This window comes from Streptomyces sp. PsTaAH-137, from assembly GCF_003259365.1.
Lineage (GTDB): Bacteria > Actinomycetota > Actinomycetes > Streptomycetales > Streptomycetaceae > Streptomyces.
This window is the reverse complement of sequence record NZ_QLLY01000025.1, coordinates 22525-41625: the sequence shown is the minus strand read 5'-3', so window position 1 is coordinate 41625 and position 19101 is coordinate 22525. Positions and strand designations below refer to the sequence as shown.

12 protein-coding genes are annotated in these 19101 nt (G+C 72.4%); 7 read left to right on the top strand and 5 right to left on the bottom strand.

Annotated elements, in window-relative coordinates:
* Window position 1 precedes the first annotated feature (1 nt).
* Window positions 2–2800 carry an AAA family ATPase gene (locus tag K377_RS36775; RefSeq protein WP_258395272.1) on the bottom strand — a complete coding sequence of 933 codons (2799 nt, stop codon included), beginning with the start codon at window positions 2798–2800 and terminating at the stop codon, window positions 2–4.
* A 294-nt stretch (window positions 2801–3094) separates the two neighbouring features.
* Here K377_RS36775 and K377_RS41900 point away from each other — a divergent pair, with 294 nt between their 5' ends.
* The 4 genes from K377_RS41900 to K377_RS36760 all read left to right on the top strand — a co-directional run bounded on the left by K377_RS41900 (window position 3095) and on the right by K377_RS36760 (window position 6136).
* Window positions 3095–3250: a hypothetical protein gene (locus K377_RS41900; RefSeq protein ID WP_181512743.1), complete on the top strand. Its 156-nt coding sequence runs from the start codon at window positions 3095–3097 to the stop codon at window positions 3248–3250.
* A gap of 154 nt (window positions 3251–3404) precedes the next feature.
* Entirely contained in the window at window positions 3405–4946 is a 1542-nt protein-coding gene (locus K377_RS36770) for an MDR family MFS transporter (protein WP_161195075.1), read from the top strand.
* A 118-nt stretch (window positions 4947–5064) separates the two neighbouring features.
* Window positions 5065–5430 (top strand): response regulator transcription factor, encoded by a 366-nt coding sequence (locus K377_RS36765; RefSeq protein WP_111667991.1) that lies wholly within the window; start codon window positions 5065–5067, stop codon window positions 5428–5430.
* Window positions 5431–5731: 301 nt separating this feature from the next.
* Window positions 5732–6136 (top strand): SsgA family sporulation/cell division regulator, encoded by a 405-nt coding sequence (locus K377_RS36760; protein ID WP_111667990.1) that lies wholly within the window; start codon window positions 5732–5734, stop codon window positions 6134–6136.
* Window positions 6137–6162: 26 nt separating this feature from the next.
* Here the strand turns inward: K377_RS36760 and K377_RS36755 are convergent, their stop codons facing one another.
* Window positions 6163–7608, bottom strand: coding sequence for a CHASE3 domain-containing protein (locus tag K377_RS36755; protein WP_111667989.1), 1446 nt, complete (start codon window positions 7606–7608; stop codon window positions 6163–6165).
* A gap of 257 nt (window positions 7609–7865) precedes the next feature.
* On the opposite strand from K377_RS36755, the gene K377_RS36750 reads away from it, so the two are divergent.
* The gene (locus K377_RS36750) at window positions 7866–8792 is read left to right on the top strand and encodes an alpha/beta hydrolase (RefSeq protein WP_111667988.1); all 927 of its coding nucleotides are present in this window, start codon (window positions 7866–7868) and stop codon (window positions 8790–8792) included.
* A 120-nt stretch (window positions 8793–8912) separates the two neighbouring features.
* Here K377_RS36750 and K377_RS36745 read toward each other — a convergent pair whose 3' ends face one another.
* A complete protein-coding gene (locus tag K377_RS36745; RefSeq protein ID WP_111667987.1) occupies window positions 8913–10934 on the bottom strand; it encodes a beta-N-acetylglucosaminidase domain-containing protein in 2022 nt (673 codons plus the stop codon).
* 430 nt (window positions 10935–11364) lie between these two features.
* Between K377_RS36745 and K377_RS36740 the strand changes: the two genes are divergently transcribed.
* Together K377_RS36740 and K377_RS36735 are read left to right on the top strand one after the other, a co-directional pair.
* Window positions 11365–12837: a hypothetical protein gene (locus K377_RS36740; RefSeq protein WP_111667986.1), complete on the top strand. Its 1473-nt coding sequence runs from the start codon at window positions 11365–11367 to the stop codon at window positions 12835–12837.
* A complete protein-coding gene (locus K377_RS36735) occupies window positions 12834–17465 on the top strand; it encodes an FtsK/SpoIIIE domain-containing protein (protein ID WP_111667985.1) in 4632 nt (1543 codons plus the stop codon). The genes K377_RS36740 and K377_RS36735 overlap by 4 nt, the downstream gene beginning before the upstream one ends.
* A 79-nt stretch (window positions 17466–17544) precedes the next feature.
* On the opposite strand, the gene K377_RS36730 is transcribed toward K377_RS36735, so the two are convergent.
* Both K377_RS36730 and K377_RS36725 read right to left on the bottom strand, forming a co-directional pair.
* Window positions 17545–17856, bottom strand: a complete 312-nt coding sequence (locus K377_RS36730; protein ID WP_111667984.1) for a hypothetical protein — start codon at window positions 17854–17856, stop codon at window positions 17545–17547.
* Between the two features lie 88 nt (window positions 17857–17944).
* Window positions 17945–18856, bottom strand: a complete 912-nt coding sequence (locus K377_RS36725; RefSeq protein WP_111667983.1) for a hypothetical protein — start codon at window positions 18854–18856, stop codon at window positions 17945–17947.
* Between the last annotated feature and the right edge of the window lie 245 nt (window positions 18857–19101).

The window sequence follows — 19101 nt, the reverse complement described above, 5'->3', positions numbered from 1 at the left end:
GTCAGTCCCGGTCCAGCGGATGCAGCGCGTCCCGCAACGCCACCCGGGAGGCGATCCCGAGCTTCGGGTAGATCTGGTACAGGTGCGCGCCGACGGTGCGGTGCGAGATGAACAGGCGCTCGGCGATCTGCTTGTTCGTCAGGCCGGTCGCGGCGAGCTCCGCGATCTCGCGTTCCTGCGCGGTCAGCGCCGACCCGGCCGGACCGACCGTCCCGGCCGCGTGCGGCACGACCCGTCCGGCCGCCCGCAGTTCCTTGCGCGCACGGTCCGCCCAGGCCGCGGATTCCAGCTGCTCGAACGTCTTCAGCGCCGCCGTCAGCGGAGCCTTCGACTCGGACAACGCCCGGGAGCGGCGCAGGCGTTCGCCGTACGCCAGCCGGACCCGCGCCAGCTCGAACGGCCACCGCTCCGCGTCCGGCGTGGCCAGCGCCTGCTCGAACAGGCGGGCCGCCTCGGCGTCGTCCTCCGCCACGAGTGCCTCGGCGCAGCCGGCGAGCAGCGCGAGCCGGGGCGAGAGTCCGGCGACGTTCGTCCCGCGCAAAGCTTGCACATGTGCCGTCGCCTCCGTGCGCCGGCCGGTGCGCACCGCTGACTCCACCAGCTCGAAGAACACCCACGAGGCGTGCGCGACGTACGGGGGGAAGCTGCCCGCGGGGCTGATGGAGGTCACGCGGCCGAACGCCGCGTCGAAGTCGCCGTCGGCGATGTCCGCGAGGGCGTGCACGTGCTGCGCGCAGTGGACGGCCTCCCGGATGCCGCGCGGCGAGGCCCAGTTGATCATCGCCTCGGCGAGCGCGTGCGCGGTCCGGGTGTCGCCCCGCGACGCGGTCACAAGTCCCTTGGTGTACTGGGAGAACCAGGTGCAGACGGCGTACCCGGACCGCTCGCAGAGCGTCAGCCCTTCCTCCGACAGCTCCAGGACCTCGGTCCACCGGCCCCGGTGGTAGTCGTCCAGGCACAGGTGCAGCAGCGCGCCGATGTGCCGGCGCACCGGGCCGCCCTCACGGCCCTGCCGCACCAGTCGCCAGGCCGCCTCGCGCACCGCCGACAGCCGGTCCGGGTAGAGCGCGGCGGTCCCCACCCGCACGACGCGGGCGGGGTCGGTCTCCCGCAGCGCGCCGGCGATGATCTCGTCCAGCTCGCGCAGCGTCGCCGCGTCCGCGTGCGCCGGGTCCCCCCACACACGGGCGGCGACCAGCAGCAGCGGCGGGGGAGCGGGGCGCAGCCGGGCGACGGCCGCGTAGTACGGCGCCCACAGTTCCTCGCGGGCGCCGTAGTTGCACAGCAGCGCCAGAAAGTGCAGCGCGTCGACGAGGGCCGGGTCCTCGGCGTCGTAGCCGTGATCGCCCTCCTCGATGGCGCCGACCAGCAGGCGGTGGGCGGTGGCCAGGTCGCCGTCGCTGTTCAGCACCAACTGCACTGCCGCGTTCGCCGAGTTGAGGGACATGCCGTGTCCGGGGTCCGCCCGTCGGGCGTCCTCGAGGAGCTCCGAGGCGCTGCGCAGCGCGCCGATCGCCTCCGCCCCCACGTAGGCGGCCTCCGACAGCCGGCGCGCGCGGTCGGCGCCCTGCGGGCTGAGGTCCGCCGCCCGGGTGAGCGCGGCGATCGCGGCCACCGCGTCACCGCGGTCCAGGATGTGCCGTGCCGTCCGCTCCAGCAGGAGCGCCACCTCCTCGTCCGGCTGGAGGGTCGCCTCGCCCAGGTGCCAGGCGCGCTGCTCCGGCCGGTCGGCGAGCACGTGTGCCAGCGTCCGGTGCGCCGCGCGGCGGGCGCTGCTGGTGGCCGCCGCGACCGCGGCGGACATGATCAGCGGGTGCCGGAACACCAGGCGCCGCGGTGACTCCTCGACGCGTACGAGCCCGTCCCGCTCGGCGGGGTCGAGGTCGCGCAGATCCGCGGGGGCGTCCGACTCCCGCGCGGCCGCCGAGAGCACCCCGAGGTCGCCCGTGCCGTCGAGGGTGGCGAGCAGCAGCAGGGCGCGGGTGGCCTCGGGCAGCGTACGGACACGGGAGACGAAGAGGTTCTGCAGGCGTTCGCCGAGCGGCAGGACGGCGGGCAGCACCTCGCGGGCCCGGCGCTGGTCGGCGCGGAGCGCGTCGGGCAGTTCGAGCAGGGCCAGCGGGTTGCCCTGCGCGGCCTCCAGGAGGCGCCGCCGCACCGGGAGCGCGAGGTCGGGGAAGCGCAGGTCGACGAGGCGGGCGGCGGAGTCCCGGTCCAGGGCGGGCAGCTCGTACGCCGGGAGGCCGCTGCCGTCGAAGAAGCTGTCCACGCCGGTACGCGAAGCGGCCAGGAACCGGACCCGGTCGCCGGACAGCCTGCGCGCGAGGAAACCGAAGACGGCGGCGCTCGCCCGGTCCACCCACGGCAGATCGTCCACGATCAGCAGGACGGGGCTCTTCTCGGCCACCGACCGCAGCAGCGCCAGCGTGGTGTTGCAGACGACCAGGCGGTCCGGGGGCGGGCCCGCGCCGAAGCCCAGGGCGACGGTCATGGCCTCCCTGCCGGGGGCGGCGAGCCGGTCGAGCGCGCCGTGCAGCGGCAGCAGGATCTGGTGCAGCGCCGAGTAGCCGATGTCCGCCTCGAACTCGGCGCCGGCCGCGCGCAGCACCCGGGTCCCGTCCTGCGCGGCGGCCGCGGCCACGGCGTCGAGGACCGCGGACTTGCCGACACCGGGATCCCCGGACAGCAGCAGCGCACCGCCCGCATGCGGTGCGGACACCCCGAGGATGCGGGCCAGGTCGCGCTCGCGCCCCACCAGCGGGCCGGCGGCTCCGGCCTCCGGGGAATCGGCGAACGCCACGGGCCACCACCTTCGTCCGAGCCCGGTCGTACGGGCGACGCCGTCTCCGCGACGGTGCCAGGACATTGTAGGAGCGCGCAGGTCGGAGCTCGGATCGGCCCGCGGGGACCGGTCGGCAGGAGTCCTCGGAGGCGGACAGTCGTCCGACCGAGATGCCCAGGGCACACGGCCGCCCGGCACGCAGTCATTCGACGGATGTGTGCGCGATGCCGGCCCGGCCAGACTGGCCGGGCGCTCGTCGACCGAGGCGAGTGCCGGTGCCGGTGCCGGCGGCACTCAAGGGCGCCTTCGCCCATGACGGCACGTCAGGAGCTGTCCGTGCCGCCCGCGGTCACGGTCGAACAGGCCAAGGGTTTCACCCTCTACGCGATCCGCACCGTCCTGTCCGGCCGGGGCGAGGAACCCCTCGACCTGGTCACCACCAACGTGTCCCGCCGCGTCCTGCGCTGATCGTCGTACGCCGTAGTTGCCTCAGGCAATGACACCCCATGACACCCCATGACACCCGCTGTCACCACGTAAGGAACCAACACCCATGACAACCACCCCCAGCGAAGGTGTGCGGTCGCACGCCCACCACGGAGGAGGTGCCGGCCACGCGCCGATGACCCACGCGCAGATCATGCGTGCTCTCTCGGGACTGCTGCTCGGCCTGTTCTGCGCGATCCTCTCCTCGACCGTCGTCACCAACGCGCTGCCCCGGATCATCAGCGACCTCGGCGGCGGACAGAGCGCCTACACCTGGGTCGTCACCGCCTCCCTGCTCGCGGTGACCGCCTCGACCCCCCTGTGGGGCAAACTCGCCGACCAGTTCAGCAAGAAGATCCTGGTCCAGTCGTCGCTCGTCATCTACGTCGCCGGCTCCCTGGTGGCCGGTCTCGCGCAGAACCCCGCCACGCTGATCGGCGCCCGCGTCATCCAGGGCCTGGGCGGCGGCGGGCTGTCCGCGCTCGCCCAGGTCGTGCTGGCAGCGATGATCTCCCCCCGGGAGCGCGGCCGTTACTCCGGATACCTGGGCGCCACCTTCGCCGTCGCCACCGTCGGCGGTCCGCTGCTCGGCGGCGTCATCACCGACACGTCCTGGCTCGGCTGGCGCTGGTGCCTCTTCGTCGGCATCCCCTTCGCGGTCGTCGCACTGGTCGTGCTGCAGCGGACGCTGAACCTGCCGGTGCTCAAGCGCCAGGTCAAGGTCGACTGGGCCGGCGCGTTCCTCGTCACCGCGGCCGTCTGCACCCTGCTGGTCTGGGTCACCTTCGCCGACGACAAGTACGCGTGGCTGTCCTGGCAGACGTACACGCTGGTCGGCGCGTCGGTCGTGCTCACGCTGATCTTCCTGTTCGCCGAGACCAGGGCGAGCGAGCCGGTCATCCCGCTGCGGCTGTTCCGCAACCCCACCATCGCCCTCGCCTCCGTCGCCTCCCTGTTCGTCGGCATCGCGCTGTTCGCGGGCACCGTCTTCTTCAGCCAGTACTTCCAGCTGGCGCGCGGTGAGTCGCCGACCATGTCGGGCGTCATGACGATCCCGTTCATCGCGGGCCTGTTCGTCTCCTCCACGGTCTCCGGCCGGATCATCACCCGCACCGGCAAGTGGAAGGGCTGGCTCCTCGCGGGCGGCGTCCTGCTGACGGCCGGCCTGGCCCTGCTCGGCATGCTCCGCCACGACACGTCGTACCTGTACATCGCCTTCTGCATGGCGCTGATGGGCCTCGGCGTCGGGATGACGCTCCAGAACCTCGTCCTGTGCACGCAGAACCAGGTGTCTCCGGGCGACCTCGGCGCCGCGTCCTCCACGGTCACCTTCTTCCGCTCCCTCGGCGGCGCGGTGGGTGTCTCGGTGCTCGGCTCGGTCCTCACCACCCGGATCGGCCACTACGCCCGCGAGACCGTCACCCGGCTCAGCCCGCAGGACCGGGTGACGGCGGGGCAGGCCTCCGGCGGCGGCCGGCTGCCGGACCTGGCCGTGCTGCCGGCACCCGTGCGCACCTGGCTGGAGAGCGCCTACGGACACGCCATCGGCGACATCTTCATGTACGTCGCCCCGATCGCGCTGCTCGCCTTCCTCGTCACCCTGTTCATCAAGGAAGTCCCGCTGCGCGCGTCCAGCGGCCTGGCGCAGGCCGCGGAGGACCCGGCGTCGGAAAACTGACCGTCCTACGTGTCACAGGGCACGTGAGCGCGGAGGGAGCCGCCTGTGCGTGAGTGATACACAAACCGTAGGGCTCCCCCTATGGTCCACCCGTCGGGCCGCCCGGCATGCTGAGGGCATGTGCATCAACATCGTCGTCGTCGACGACGACCCCGGGTTCCGCCGCATCGCCACGATGCTGTTGACGGCACGGGGCCTATGCGTCGTGGCGGAGTCCCGGGACGGCGCCTCGGCCCTGGCCGCGGTGCGGGCCCACCGCCCCGACGGGCTGCTGCTCGATCTCCACCTGCCGGACACGGACGGACTGGCCGTGGCCCGGCAGGTCACCGAGGAGGACAACCCCCCGCGCATCGTGCTGACGTCCACGGACAAGTCGTTCTGGTCGCACGAGGAACTGGAGCGAGCGGGCATCGAGTCCTTCGTCGCCAAGGACCGGCTGTTCGACGCGGACCTCCGGGGGCTGTTCGGTCCCGCCGCGTCCTGACGAAGGCCCGCCGACCGCGGGTCTTCGTCGTCGGCCGGAGGGTGGGGTGGACCCCACAACGCCGTGGGGAAGCCCCCACGAAGGGCGAGGGCGGACACGACAGACCCGGACGCGCCCCCGATCGCAGACTTGGCGCAAGGTTCCGGGGAGTTTCCTCCGGCCCGCGGCGCCTCACACATGTGACTGACGGCGACGTGTTGCACGGGCGCCGTCCCGGCACTCTCCGGGCCGTCGACTGATCCGACCCGGACCCACCCCGTTCCGAGACCGGCCGACCGGCCGAGCCGCCCAGGAGGCCACCATGAAGAAGTGCCAGCTCTCCCTGAAGGCCGCGCACTGGGTGTTCGCGGACCTCGCTCTGACGCGGACCTGCGAGGTGTCGTACGACAGTGCCGATCCGCTCGCCGTCACGATGGTCTTCGGCACCGACGGTGAGCGGCCGGTGCGCTGGGTCCTCTCCCGCGACCTGCTCGCCGACGGACTGACCGGCAGCGTGGGCGAGGGCGATGTGCGGCTCTGGCCGGTCCACGACCACGACGGCGGCCTCACCTCGCTCTGCGTCCGACTCGGGAACCTCCACACGGCGCTGATCGAGTTCGACGCCGAACCGGTGGCGAACTGGCTCTCCAGAACGTACGAGTTGGTCCCTCGCGGGACCGAACTGGACGGCGTGGACTGGGACGAACTGGTCCAGCCGGTCGAGTGAGGACGGCTCACCGTCCCGCACCCACCTCACCGTCCCGCGCCCACCTCACCGACCGTGCCGGCGGCGGCCGTCTTCGCCGGTTCGGCCGGGATCTGGATCAGGATGCTGGTGCCCGCGCCGGGCGGCGAGTCGATGGTCAGCTTGCCGTCGAAGGCCGCCACCCGTTCGGCGAGCCCGGTCATCCCGCTGCCCGCGCTGGCCCTGCCCACGCCCCCGACACCGTCGTCGGCGACCTCGATCCGCAGCATGTCGCCGAACGCGAGGGAGACATCGATCCGGGACGCCCGGGCGTGCTTGACCGCGTTCGTCACCGCCTCGGCCACGACGAAGTACGCGTTCGACTCGACGGTGGAGGAGATCCGCCGCTCGTCGCTGCTCTCGACGACCACGGGCACGGGACAACGGGCCGCCAGGTCCTTCACGGCCGCCACGAGCCCCTTCACCGTCAGCACGAGCGGGTAGATCCCCGACGCCAGCTCCCGCAGCTCGTTGATCGCCGTCTGGGCGTTGTCCGCGGACTGGTCCAGCAGATCGATCGCGGCGCTCTCCGTGCCGGGTATCAGCTCCCGCGCGAGACGGAGCCCGATCATCAGGCTCACCAGCCGCTGCTGCGCCCCGTCGTGCAGGTCCCGCGCGGTACGCCGGTGCACCGCCTCGGTGCTCTCCATGATGCGCCGACGCGAGTCCTGGAGCGACGCCGCCATCGTGTTAAAGGAGGTGCCGAGCGCCCCGATCTCCGCGACTCTGCTCGGTGCGACCCGCACGCTCAGATCACCGCCCGCGAGCTCCTGCGCGGCGGCCGCCGCGCCGCGCACCGGCCGTACCACCGCCCGGTGCTGGAGCACCGTGAAGACGGCCACGAGCGCGGTCGACGCCGCGAGCCCCACCGCCGCGGCGAGCACGGCCTGATGGCTGTTGGTCCCGGCCGCGTCCGTGCGCCGCGCGAGCTGTGCGCGCTCGTCGGCCATGTACGCGTGGAACTCGGCCCGCAGGGCGTCGACACGCTCCTTGCCGTCGATGGCCGCCTTCAGGCCGGACGCGGCCGGATCATCGCGCCGGACCATCGCGACCAGGGGGATCGAGTAGTCGTGCAGGAACGACTCGACGTCCCGGGCGATCTCCTCGGCGGCACGCCGCTGTTGCGCGGAGGTGGCGCTGCCGGTGAACCGCCGTGACTCCGCCGCGAGTTCCTCGCTCGCCGCCCGCCACGGCTCCAGGAACTCCTCCCGTTCGGTGATGACGAAGCCACGCTGACCGGTCTCCAGGTCGAGCAGCAGCTGCTCCATGCTGCCCGCTTCGACCAGAGCCGTCCGGGACGCCCGCCTGGCCGATATGGAACTGTTCGCGTCGGAGATCGCCCACAGCAGCACCGCGAAGGCAACACCTATGAGCAGGGCGAGCAGGCCGCTCGCCGCGATCGTGAGGCTCGTCAGCCCCAGCCGCCGACCTCTGTACCCCTGTCGTGCCCGCATGCTCCGCCTGCCATGGAAAGGAATGAGACAGGTAAGAGTGTGCAATGTGTGTACGGCGAGCAGAAGAGGTACCGGGCAGAAAGTGTGAGCCGGGCCGATCGCTCACACCGGCCACCGTCGCCGGAAACGTATGGGGGGTAGGTTCTTTCCCGGGCAGAAACCTGTCTCTTTTCGCCGCGAGGATCCGGCGCGAAGGTGGAGACATCGCAGAGGCGGGGCCGTTCCCGCCCCGCCGCCTCACCACCAAGGAGCCTCCCATGGCCAGGACCGATGTCAGCTTCGACAGCGCCGGTATCCGGATCGCCGCACACCTCTACACCCCCGACGGCCCGGCCGTGGGCCCGCGCCCGGCACTCGTGGTCGGCCACCCGGGCACGAGTGTGAAGGAACAGACGTCCGGCATCTACGCGCGACGGATGGCGGAGCGAGGGTTCGTCACACTCGCCTTCGACGCGGCACACCAGGGGGAGTCCGGCGGTCTGCCGCGCGGTCTGGAGGACCCCGCGCAGCGGGTCGAGGACTTCAAGGCGGCCGTCTCCCACCTGACCACCCGCGCCGAGGTCGACGACGACCGCATCGGCCTCCTCGGCATCTGCGCCTCCGGCGGCTACTCCCTGTCCGCCGCCGGAGGCGATCACCGGGTGAAGGCGGTGGCCACGGTCAGCGGCGTCGACGTCGCCCGCCAGTTCCGCCTGGGGGCCGACGGCACCCAGGACCCGGCCGTCTTCCGGACCCTGCTCGACGCCGCGGCCCGGGCGCGCACCACGGCGGCCCGCGGCGAGGACGCCGGTGTCATGACGATGTTCCCCGAGACCGCCGAACAGGCCGGCGCGCTCGGCGGCCGGCACGGCGTCGAGGGATTCGAGTACTACTGCACCCCGCGGGGCGAGCACGAGCGCTCGGCGAAGTTCCTGGCCTGGGAGAGCATCGACAAGCTGGCGTTCTTCGACGCCTTCCACGCCGTCCCGCTGATCGGTCCGCGCCCCCTGCTGCAGATCGTCGGCACGCGCGCCGTCACCTCCTGGATGGCCGTCGACGTCCACCAGCGGGCCACCGGTCCCAAGGAACTGCACTGGATCGAGGGCGCCAGCCACGTCGACCTCTACGACAAGAAGGAGCACGTCGACGCGGCCGTCGACAGGCTCACCGACTTCTACGGCCGCACCCTCGCCGAAGCGGTCTGAGCACCGCGTCGCCCGCCACGGCGGGTCAGGCGCCCGCCCCGGGACGCTCGCGATCCCGTGGCAGGCGCCTTCACCACGGCTCGTCCGTCGCCGGGTCAGGCCGGTGTCGTACGCTCCACGTCACATCTGTGGTGCCCGCGCGATGAAGGCGTCCAGGACCCCGTCGGCCACCTTGATCGTGCCCTGCGGCCGGGTCGTGCCGGGGATCGTGGTGATCGCGGCGGCCTGTCGTGCCAGGTCGGCCGCCTCGGCGAAGTCCTCTTGGCCGCCGCCCGAGCGCAGTTGGACCCGGAGCCCGTTCAGCGTGGCGTGCAGCGCGTCGCCCCACAGGTCGAGGGCGTCGAGCCAGGGCTTCGTCTGGGCCAGGAAGGCCGGGTCCTTCACTCCCGCGCGGATCCGCTCGGGAGCCCCGGCCAGCAGGTCCGCGTAGCTGCCGAGTTCGCGCAGGGCGGCCTGGCGGCCGGCGCGGGATCCGCCGTCCCAGGCCGTGGTGAAGTCGGCCAGTCGCGCGGCGAGTTCGGGTGCCTGGGGCTGCCAGTTCGTGTCGCCGAAGGTCGGCGCGAGGTGTTCGGTGTCGAAGAAGGCCAGCAGGGCCCGGGCGGTGGCCCGGTCGCCGTCGGCCAGGTAGTCGGCGGCCGCGCGCCAGGTGCGTACGGGGTCGTAGTCGTCGTCGTTCCAGGCGAACGACGCCCCGCCGAAGAGCGCGACCTTGCTCGGTGCGGCCTGGTTCATGGGGTTGAGCACGATGCCGCTCAGGGCCTGGTGCAGCCCGGCTTCCCGCTTGTCGTACGGGGCCATCAAGAGGCGGCCGGTGGTCTGCCCGTAGTCGTTGACCGGGTAGTTGTCCCAGAGGAACACCTTGCGCCCCCACACCTCGGACGCGGCCTCGGCGTCCGCCAGGGTGACCGACGGGGGAACGACGTCCGTGCCCGTCCACTGCACGACGACCTTCGGGTCCAGTTGCGCGCGCAGCACCGACTTGTAGGCGGAATCGGCCGTGTCGGAGTACTCGGTGGGCACGAACTGGAGCGGTGCGGCGTCCGCGTGGGTGTCGATGAAGTCGTGCTGCACCGCGTTGAGCAGGCCGGCCTGCGCCCGGCCCGCGGCGGCCCGGCCCGGGGCGCCGTACGTCGCCCGGTCGGCGTCGCAGTTCCACTTGGTGTAGCTGATGTCGTCCAGCGCCACGTAGAAACTGCGGGCGCCCTGGTCGTAGAGGGTGCCCAGCTTCTTCTTCAGGGCGCTCACGTCGGCGGGGTCGCTGTAGCAGATGGACAGGCCCGGGGAGAGGGCGTAGGTGAAGTCGACGTGGTGGTTCCTGGCCTGTTCGATCAGCTCGTGCAGGTCGGCGAGCTTGTCGGCGGGGTAGGGGTCGCGCCACTGCGCCCGCAGGTATGCGTCGTCCTTCGGTGTGTAGATGTAGGTGTTGGCCTTGATGTCACCGTAGAAGGCGAGTTGGTCGACGCGGTCGCTGTGCGACCAGGGAGCGCCGTAGAAGCCCTCGATGCTGCCGCGCAGCGGCATGCTCGGGTGGTCGGTGATCGAGACGGCCGCCAGGGTGTGCCCGCCGGTCACCAGTTGGCGCAGTGTCTGGGCCGCGTAGTAGACACCGTCCCCGTCGTTGCCCGCGAGGACGACGGTGCCGCGTCCGGCGGTGCCGCGGGAGGCGAGGGAGTAGCCCTCCGGCACCAGGGTGCCGGGCACCGTGCCGCCCGCGGCGTGCAGGGCGTCGGCCACCGCGCGGTCCTTGACGGAACCGGCCACAACGGTCAGCGCTCCGCGGCTGGTTGACGCGGGGGCGGAGTCACCCGGCGTCGTCGTGTCGATGTGGCGCGCCCCGGCCGAGGCCAGGGCGCGCTTGATGACCTCGGTGCTCGGGGCGTCGACATCCGTCCCGAGGACGAGACGCACGCGATCCGGTACGCGGAGATCCCGGCCCGCCGATCTCATGGTCTGCGGGGTGGGGGTGACGACGGGCAGCCGTGCGGCAGGCGCGGCACCGGATACGGGCGCGGCGTGGGCGGCTGACGAACCGTCGAGCGCCCGGGCGGGCACGGAGAGCGTGCTCAGGGCCAGCAGGAGCGCGGCGCCGCCGAGCAGGGGGCGGGGGACGCGGGGAAGACAGGACGGATGACGTTCAGGCATAGGAGACTCTGCACCTCCACGGAAGCGGACCATCACATTCAGCGATGGATCGTGGTCTAAACCACCACCCATCGGTGCCGACGTCAAGACCCCGGTCACCACGGCCGGCCCGGCTCACCCGAACGGGCATGTGACCGGTTGTGTGACCCGGCGCCACATGTTTCTCGCGTCGGCACCGGGCGGCCGATGCGCCGGCCGGTGCGTGAAGGACACATGTTTCCGTCTACACTCGACCGGGACGGCGGCGAGACACGGCCGTGGTCACACCTGAGCGGCCGGACCGGTCACACGACCGAGGTGGAAGCTCATCCCGCACATGTGCCGGAAACCGTGTTCACCAGGGCCTCGTCGACCTCCCTCATGTGAGTCAGCGGCGAGAGACCTGAACCGCTCCACGAGCGGCGACTATCGAAGGTATCGAGGGGTTCTCGTGCAGATCCATCAGGTGGATCCGGTGGCAGGCTGGATACCGGTGGCGCAACCGGACAGGCCGCTCGCCCTCTCCTGGAACTCGGGCGTGAGCGCCCTGATCCTGGCGCTGGCCGAACTCCTGCTGCTGGTCTGGCTGTTGCTCCGCTGGCTGGTGCACCGACAGGGCGGCAGGCGGCGGGCCTGGCGCGGCCTGACCCGCCAGATACGTCTGACCGGTCAGGCGTTCTCCGAGCCGGTCCGTGAGTTCCTGGGCTTCCGCGCGGCCATCCGGCGGCTGACCCGCCTGCTGGCCTCGCAGGACGTCGCGGCCCTCGCCCACGGCTCGCTCGACGGCGCCGACCGAGCCGCCCGCCCGGACGCCGCCGAGGCCTTCGGCTTCGCGGTGACGGTGCGGCCCGCCACCCGGCGCGACGACGGCCGCGTCGCCGTGCGGCTCGCGGGCCGGGGCCTGCCGCGGCCCGGACATCCGTGGGAGACCGGCGACGACCCGCTCGTCTGGCACACCTCCGCCGTCGACGCCGGGCGCCTCGCGGCACCGGACGAGCACGGCGCCACGCACCCGCCCGCGGGCCCCAGGGTGCTGGTACCGCTGGGCCTGAGCGACGACGGTGCCGTCTTCCTCGACCTGCTGAGCGGCCCCCGCATCCTGAGCACCTACGGCGACCGCCGGACCACCCGCGACTTCGTCCAGGCGGTGGCGGCCCATCTCGACCTGCCGGGCGGATCCGCCGAGGTGCTGGTGACCCACGGCGTGCACCCGCGCTTCGACGGCCCGGACCTGGACAGCGTGCTCGACACCCTGGAGGCCGCGCCGCCCGAGCCCGCCCGGCCGGTGGTCGTGGTGTGCGCCAACCCCGACGACGGACAGTCCGCGCGGCTGTCCGGGCTGGCCCGCGCCGGAGCGCTGTGCGCCGTGGTCGCCGGCCCGATGTCCGCGCACCGCTGGGAGATCCGGGTCGACTCGCGCGGCCGGACCGAGACCCCCGGCCTGGGCATCGTGACCGACACCGCGCCGCTGGGCCCCGCCGCCGCCCGTACCGCCCGCAGCCGCCGCGTGCGCCGTGACCGGTACAAGGCCGCTTCCGTGCGCCCGGCCGGTCCGCCACCGCCGCCCGCTGGCCCGGACCCGCACGGCCCGTCGCCGGACCGGTACCGCCCCGCGCCGGAACCCGCCGCGTCCGGCACCCGGCCGCGCCCGGCCCCGGCTGCGGTCCCCGAGTCGCCGGAACCCGTCGCCCACGGGGCGCCCGCTCGCCGCACCGCCGTAGCCCGCCGGTCCACGGCCGCCGCGCGGCCCGCGACCCCGGCCGCCGTGACACCCGTACCGCCCCCGGAACCCCTGGCACCCGCCGTCCACGACCTCTTCGCCGAACCGGAGATCACCGGCGTCTCGGCGGCCGGAACCTCCGACGCCGAGTCCTTCGAGAACCCCCGAGAGACCCTCCGAGCAGAAAGGCGGAACGAGCCGTGAAGCTCCTCGTCACCACCGTCGACGAACAGCGGGAGCAGCGCGACGTCCTCGTCAACGCAGCCGCCGCCACCCCCGTGCGCAGACTGGCCCCGCAACTGCTGGCCGCCCACCGGGGCGCCGCCCCCACCGAGCCGGACCCCGCCCACGGCACCGAGGACATCCCCCTCTACCTCGGCGACCGGATGCTCGACCCCGACACCGTGCTCGCCTCCTCCGGCATCCGCGACGGCAGCACCCTCGGCCTCGGCGGACCCGTCACCGGCGCCGCGTCGGTCTACGGACTCGCCCGCGAGGAGATGCCCACGCCCAAGGCGCCCGGCTCCGCCCCCGTGGCCGAGATCCAGGTGATCGGCGGCCCCGAGGCCGGCCAGGTGCACCGGCTCGGCATCGGCACCCACCTGATCGGGCCCCGCGAGGGCAGCTCCGTACGGCTCGTGGGCAGCGGAGTACCGGAGGACGGACTGCGCCTGACCGTGCGCCCGGACGGCACGGTCCTCGCCGTGCTGCCCGAAGGCGACGCACAGATCCGGCTCTCCCTCCCCGAGGCCCCGCCGCCCCGCCCGCGCGTCGACGTGGCCGCACTGCCGCCGGAACCCGACCCCGGCCCCGACGAGGAGCCGGAGCCCGACGAACTGCCCCGCGGCTGGACGCCGTGGGAACCGGACGGCGAACTCGTCCTCGGCGAGCACCTGTTGCGCGCCGCACGGCCCACCCCGGCCGACGCCGCCGTCATCCCGTCGCCGAAGGCCGGCCTGGACTTCAACCGGCCGCCCCGGCTGCTGCCCCCGCTCCAGCCGGAGACCTTCCGGCTGCCCGGCCCGCCCGGACCCCCCAAACGCCGGCCCCTGCCCTTCCTGGTGATCATCGCGCCGATGTTCATGGGCGTGGCCATGGTCTGGATCTTCCACTCCTTCCTCTACCTGGCGTTCATGGTGCTCAGCCCGGTCATGGGCATCGGCAACTGGATCAGCGGACGGCGCGGCGGCCGCAAGGAGTACCTGGAGGGCGTCGCCAACTACCGGCTGCGCCGCGCCTCCCTGGAGGCCGACGTCCGGGACAAGGTCGACCACGAGCGGCGCGTACGCATCGCCTCCGCCCCCGACCCGGCGACCGTCGGTCTCATGGCCGTCGGACCGGGCGCCCGCCTGTGGGAACGCCGGCCGTCCGACCCCGACAACCTCGTCCTGCGCATCGGCACCACCCAGCAGCAGTCGCTGCTCCAGATCGACGACGGAGCCCGCGAGGACAACCACCGCAACGTCAGCTGGCAGATCCCCGACATGCCCATCGGCGTGGACCTCGCCGGCAGCCGGGTCGTCGGCGTCGCCGGACCCGAGGAACCCGCCCGCGCGCTGGCCCGCTGGGCGGTCGCCCAGGCCGCCGTCCTGCACAGCCCCCGCGACCTGAAGATCTGCGTCCTCACCGACAACAAGACGGCCGACGCGTGGGAATGGGCCCGCTGGCTGCCGCACGCCCGGTCCGGGCTCTCCGCCTCCCAGGACAACGCCCCCGTCATCCTGCTCGGCAACGACCCGGAGACCGTCGCCAACCGCGTCACCGAACTCATCAACGTCATCCGCACCCGCACCCAGGCACAGCAGGCCACCCTGCGCGGCGCACTGCTCAGCGAGCCCGCCGTCCTGGTCGTCCTGGACGGCGCACGCGAACTGCGCGACGTCCCCGGCATGGTCCAGGTCCTCAAGGAGGGCCCGCTGCGCGGCATCCACCTGCTGTGCCTGGACCGCGAGGAGCGGATGCTCCCCGAAGAGGCCAGCGCGGTCGTGTCCATCGCCAAGGACACCCTGACGCTGCGCCGCACCGGGCAGCCCGACGTCACCGGCATCCGTCCGGACTACGTCACCTCCGAGTGGGCCGAACGCCTCGCCCGCGGCATCGCCCCGGTGCGCGACGTCACCCCGGACGCGGGCGGCGGACTCCCCGACAGCGTCTCGCTCCTCGACCTGCTGAACCTGGAGCCCCCCACCGCCGAGGAACTGACCCGGCGCTGGGACCGCCGTCCGGCCTCCACCTCCGCGCTGGTCGGCCAGGGCTTCGACCGCCCGGTCGCCCTCGACCTGGTCAAGGACGGCCCGCACGCGCTGATCGCGGGCACCACCGGCTCCGGCAAGTCCGAACTGCTGCAGACCTTCGTCGCCTCCCTGGCCGCGGTCAACCGCCCCGACGAACTGACCTTCGTGCTGGTCGACTACAAGGGCGGCAGCGCCTTCAAGGACTGTGTGCGGCTGCCGCACACCCTCGGCATGGTCACCGACCTCGACAGCCACCTCGTCCAGCGCGCGCTGACCTCGCTGACCGCGGAACTGATGCGCCGCGAGCACATGCTCGCTGCGGCCGGGGCCAAGGACCACCCCGAGTACCGGGCCCTGCGCCGCCGCGACCCGGGCCTGCCGCCGATGCCCCGACTGCTGCTCGTCATCGACGAGTTCGCCACCCTCGCCCGGGAGATCCCCGACTTCATCCCCGGCCTGGTCGGCATCGCCCAGCGCGGCCGGTCCCTCGGCCTGCACATGGTGCTGGCCACCCAGCGGCCCGCCGGCGTCGTCACCAGCGACATCCGGGCCAACACCAACCTGCGGATCTCGCTGCGCGTCACCGACGCCAACGAGAGCACCGACGTGCTCGACGTACCGGACGCGGCGAGCATCTCCGCGGCCACCCCCGGACGCGCCCTGGTGCGGCTCGGGCACCGCTCGGCCATGAGCTTCCAGACGGCGTACGTGGGTGCCCCGCGCCCGCAGGGCGAGACCGCCGCCGTCGGCACACCGGACGACTCCGTCCAGGAGCCGGGCGGCGCGCAGCCCGAGCTCGCCGACGAGGACACAGGGTTGTGGACGACCCCGCTGTCCTGGCAGGGCCTCGGCCGCCATGCGGAGGCACCCGAGGAGACCGAGGACGAGTTCGCCTTCCTCGACGACGAGGAGGGGCCGACCGATCTGATGGCGCTCGTCGACGCGGTCCTGGAGGCCGCCCGGACCTCCTGCCATCAGCCCCAGCCCAGCCCCTGGCTGCCGCCGCTCACCGACAGCCTCACCCTGTCCGACCTGCCGGAGCCGGCGGCCCCCACCGGCGACGCACGGCTCGTCCCGGCCGCCTGGGCCCGCGAGGACCTGCCCCAACTCCAGGCGCAGCCACCGGTGTTCCTCGACCCGAACACCCTCTCGCACCTGTTCGTCCTGGGCATGCCGCGCTCGGGCCGGTCACAGACCCTGCGCACCATGGCCAGCGCCCTGGCCCGCGCCAACTCCTGCGCGGACCTGCACTACTACGCGATCGACGCGGGCGGCGGCGCCCTGTCGGCGCTCTCCGCGCTGCCGCACACCGGCGCCGTCGTGCCGCGCTCCGATGTGGAGCGCATGGGCCGCCTCCTCAACCGGCTGACCGCCGAACTCGTGCGCCGCCAGGAGCTGATGACCGCCCACTCGGCCGGCAACATCACCGAGCTGCGCGCGGCGCTGCCCCCGAACCGGCGCCCGGCCCACCTCGTGCTGTTCATCGACGGCTGGGACACGCTGAGCGCGCTGATCGGCGAGATCGAGGAAGGCCGCATGATCAGCCAGGTCGGGATGCTGCTGCGGGAGGGAGCGGCGGTCGGCATGCACGTCGTCGCCACCTCCGAACGGGCCCTGATGGCCGGACGGATCGCGTCCCTGAACGACAACAAGCTGCTGCTGCGCATGAACGACATCAGCGACTACACCATGTGCGGCATCCCGCGCGAACAGGTCCCCTCCGTGATCCCGGCTGGCCGCGGCTTCCGCACCGACGCCGGAAGCGAGCTGCAGATCGCCGTGCTGCCGGGCGGCCTCAGCGGTCCGGAACAGGCCGAGGCGCTGCGGGCGATCGGCACCGAGGCGGCCGCCCGGGACCTGGGCGTGCCCGCCGCGGCACGGCCGTTCCGTATCGAGACGCTGCCGATGACGATCGGCTTCAAGGAGGCGTACGAGCGTGTGGGCACGGCGCCGCGCGGCCCGCTGACCGCGATGCTGGGGCTCGGCGGCGACGAAGTGGCCCCCGTGTGGGTGGACTTCGCCGGAGTCGCCTCGACCTACACGATCGTCGGCCCGCCCGGGTCCGGCCGCAGCACCGCCCTGCTGTCCCTGGCGGCGTCCCTGCTGCGCTCCGGGACCGGCGTGGTGGCCGTGACGCCTCGTGAGTCGCCGCTGCGCGGCCTCGACGGCCACCCCAGGGCGGTCGTGCTGTCCGCGCCCAGCCCGAGCGAGCAGGACCTCCAGGCGGCACTGGAGAAGGTGGGCGGCGCCGCGGTCGTCATGGTGGACGACGCCGATCTGCTGGCCATGTCGGCGATGGACACCATGCTCCGGGACATCGCCTCCTCCGGCCGCGACCGCTCCGTCGGCCTGGCCGTCGCAGGCCCCGCCGAGGCGCTGGTGTCGCCGATCAGCTCCTGGATCAGTCAGGTGCGGCGCTCGCGCAAGGGGCTGCTGCTGTCGCCGCAGACCATCGGCGAGGGAGACGTCCTGGGCCTGCGCCTGCCGCACAACGTGATCCGGGTGAACCGGGTACCGGGACGCGCCTTCACGGTCGACGACGCGGGGTCCCTGACGACCGTCGTGGTACCGGAGACCGAGGGCGCCGACGCGCGCTGAGGCGCGGCGGGAACGCGAAGAGAAAAGGGGCGCCGCGTCGAGCGGCGCCCCTTCCCCGTGTCCGGCGGACTGGTCGGTGCTACTTGCCGTCGCCCTTGATCTGCGCCGCCATCGTCCGGTCCATGTCGTCGATCTGGGTCTTGATCGAGGTGAACTGCTTGGAGAAGTCCTCGATCTTGCTGACGATCTGCGTCAGCTGGGCGGTGAACTGCTCGTAGGCGTGCTGCATGGCCGGGCTGGTCTGCTGCAGGAACAGACCGTCGTTGAGGAGGACGGTCACCGAGTTCTTCAGCTTCATCAGCTGCGGGTTGATGGTCAGTACGGCGTGGTTCAGCTCCGTGGCGACATTGTCGATCTGGCTGTACTCGAGCTGCACGTTGTTGCTGGGCATGAGGGCTCCTTGGGCCTGGTCGCCGGTGAGGGCGACGGTGGGTGTGCTGAGGGTGTTCGGTCGGTGCCGCGGGTGTGCTGTCGGCGTGTCAGTACGTGCTGCCGGTGGAGGTGTTCGAGTACGTGGTGCCGCCGGAGTCGTCGTCCTTGCCGTCGCCGTCGGTGTCGTCGGGGTCCGGGTTGTTGTTCGTCCACTTCGGGTCGTCGGACGTGAGGCCGGAACCGGTGTAGCTCGACGTGTCGACGGTCTTGCCGTCCTTGTCGGTGTCGGTCACGATCTTGCTGCCGTTACCGTTGCCGTCGGAGTGCACCTCGATGACCGTCTTCGACCCGTCGGTGTGCGTGACGGTCGTCGTGTAGTTGTTGTCGTCCCAGTGGTCGGTGTGCTCGTGGTACGACAGGCCACCGCCCATGTCGTCGATCGTGGTGTCGGTCGTCTTCAGATGGCCGTCGGAGTCGTAGGTCGTCTGCGTCGAGTTGTGCACCTTGTTGGTGCCGTCGCTGTCGTGGAGGTACTCGTAGCCGCTCGGTTCGAGCCCCGGAGGCTTCGGGCCGTTCGGGTCGTCGGGGTCGGCCAGCTTCTGCTGCTTCGTGTACTCGTGGCCGTGCTCGTCCCAGGCGTGGACGGTGATGGTGTGCTCCGTCAGCCACTTCCAGCTGTCGTAGGCCTTCTTGTTCATGTCCCAGGCGCTGTGGTACCAGGCCGCGGCCTGGATGTTGGCCTGGCCGGCGAAGCTCGCGTCCAGCTCGAACCACCTCTGGGACGCGGCCTTGTAGGTGCCGCTCAGCGACTCCAGCAGCTTCTGCGCGTTCGCCCAGGGGCCCATCCACTGCCACATGAACTGGTTGACCTGGGCGAACGCGCCGCCCAGGTCCTCCTTGTGGAAGAAGGTGCCACGGCCCATCAGCCGGGAATCCGCGAGCTGGTCCTTGAGCCGTTCCGTGTCGGCGGCCAGCTGTCTCAGCAGCTCGTAGTCGATCGCCACATCGAAGTCCGGCACGTTCTCTCCCTCCCGGTCGTCCGATCGACGCCTGACCCACACCAGAAACGTGTGTCGGCGGCATATGTTTCCCGCCTTCGGCGAAGGTGCGGTGGTTCCCATATTACGATGATGAGATACGTGTGAACCAACCACCCCGCACACCTTGCGTCATGGGGCGGTTCGACTGTACGGAGACTGCGCATGCCACGGCCGGAGGACTGGAGCCCGCTGGGGATGCACGGTGACCCCACACCCGGGGAATC

Coding starts and splice junctions, on each gene's coding strand:
- K377_RS36750 (WP_111667988.1), top strand. CDS start 7,866: ATGGCCAGGACCGATGTCAGCTTCGACAGCGCCGGTATCCGGATCGCC.
- K377_RS36745 (WP_111667987.1), bottom strand. CDS start 10,934: ATGCCTGAACGTCATCCGTCCTGTCTTCCCCGCGTCCCCCGCCCCCTG.
- K377_RS36765 (WP_111667991.1), top strand. CDS start 5,065: ATGTGCATCAACATCGTCGTCGTCGACGACGACCCCGGGTTCCGCCGC.
- K377_RS36730 (WP_111667984.1), bottom strand. CDS start 17,856: ATGCCCAGCAACAACGTGCAGCTCGAGTACAGCCAGATCGACAATGTC.
- K377_RS36760 (WP_111667990.1), top strand. CDS start 5,732: ATGAAGAAGTGCCAGCTCTCCCTGAAGGCCGCGCACTGGGTGTTCGCG.
- K377_RS36770 (WP_161195075.1), top strand. CDS start 3,405: ATGACCCACGCGCAGATCATGCGTGCTCTCTCGGGACTGCTGCTCGGC.
- K377_RS36755 (WP_111667989.1), bottom strand. CDS start 7,608: ATGCGGGCACGACAGGGGTACAGAGGTCGGCGGCTGGGGCTGACGAGC.
- K377_RS41900 (WP_181512743.1), top strand. CDS start 3,095: ATGACGGCACGTCAGGAGCTGTCCGTGCCGCCCGCGGTCACGGTCGAA.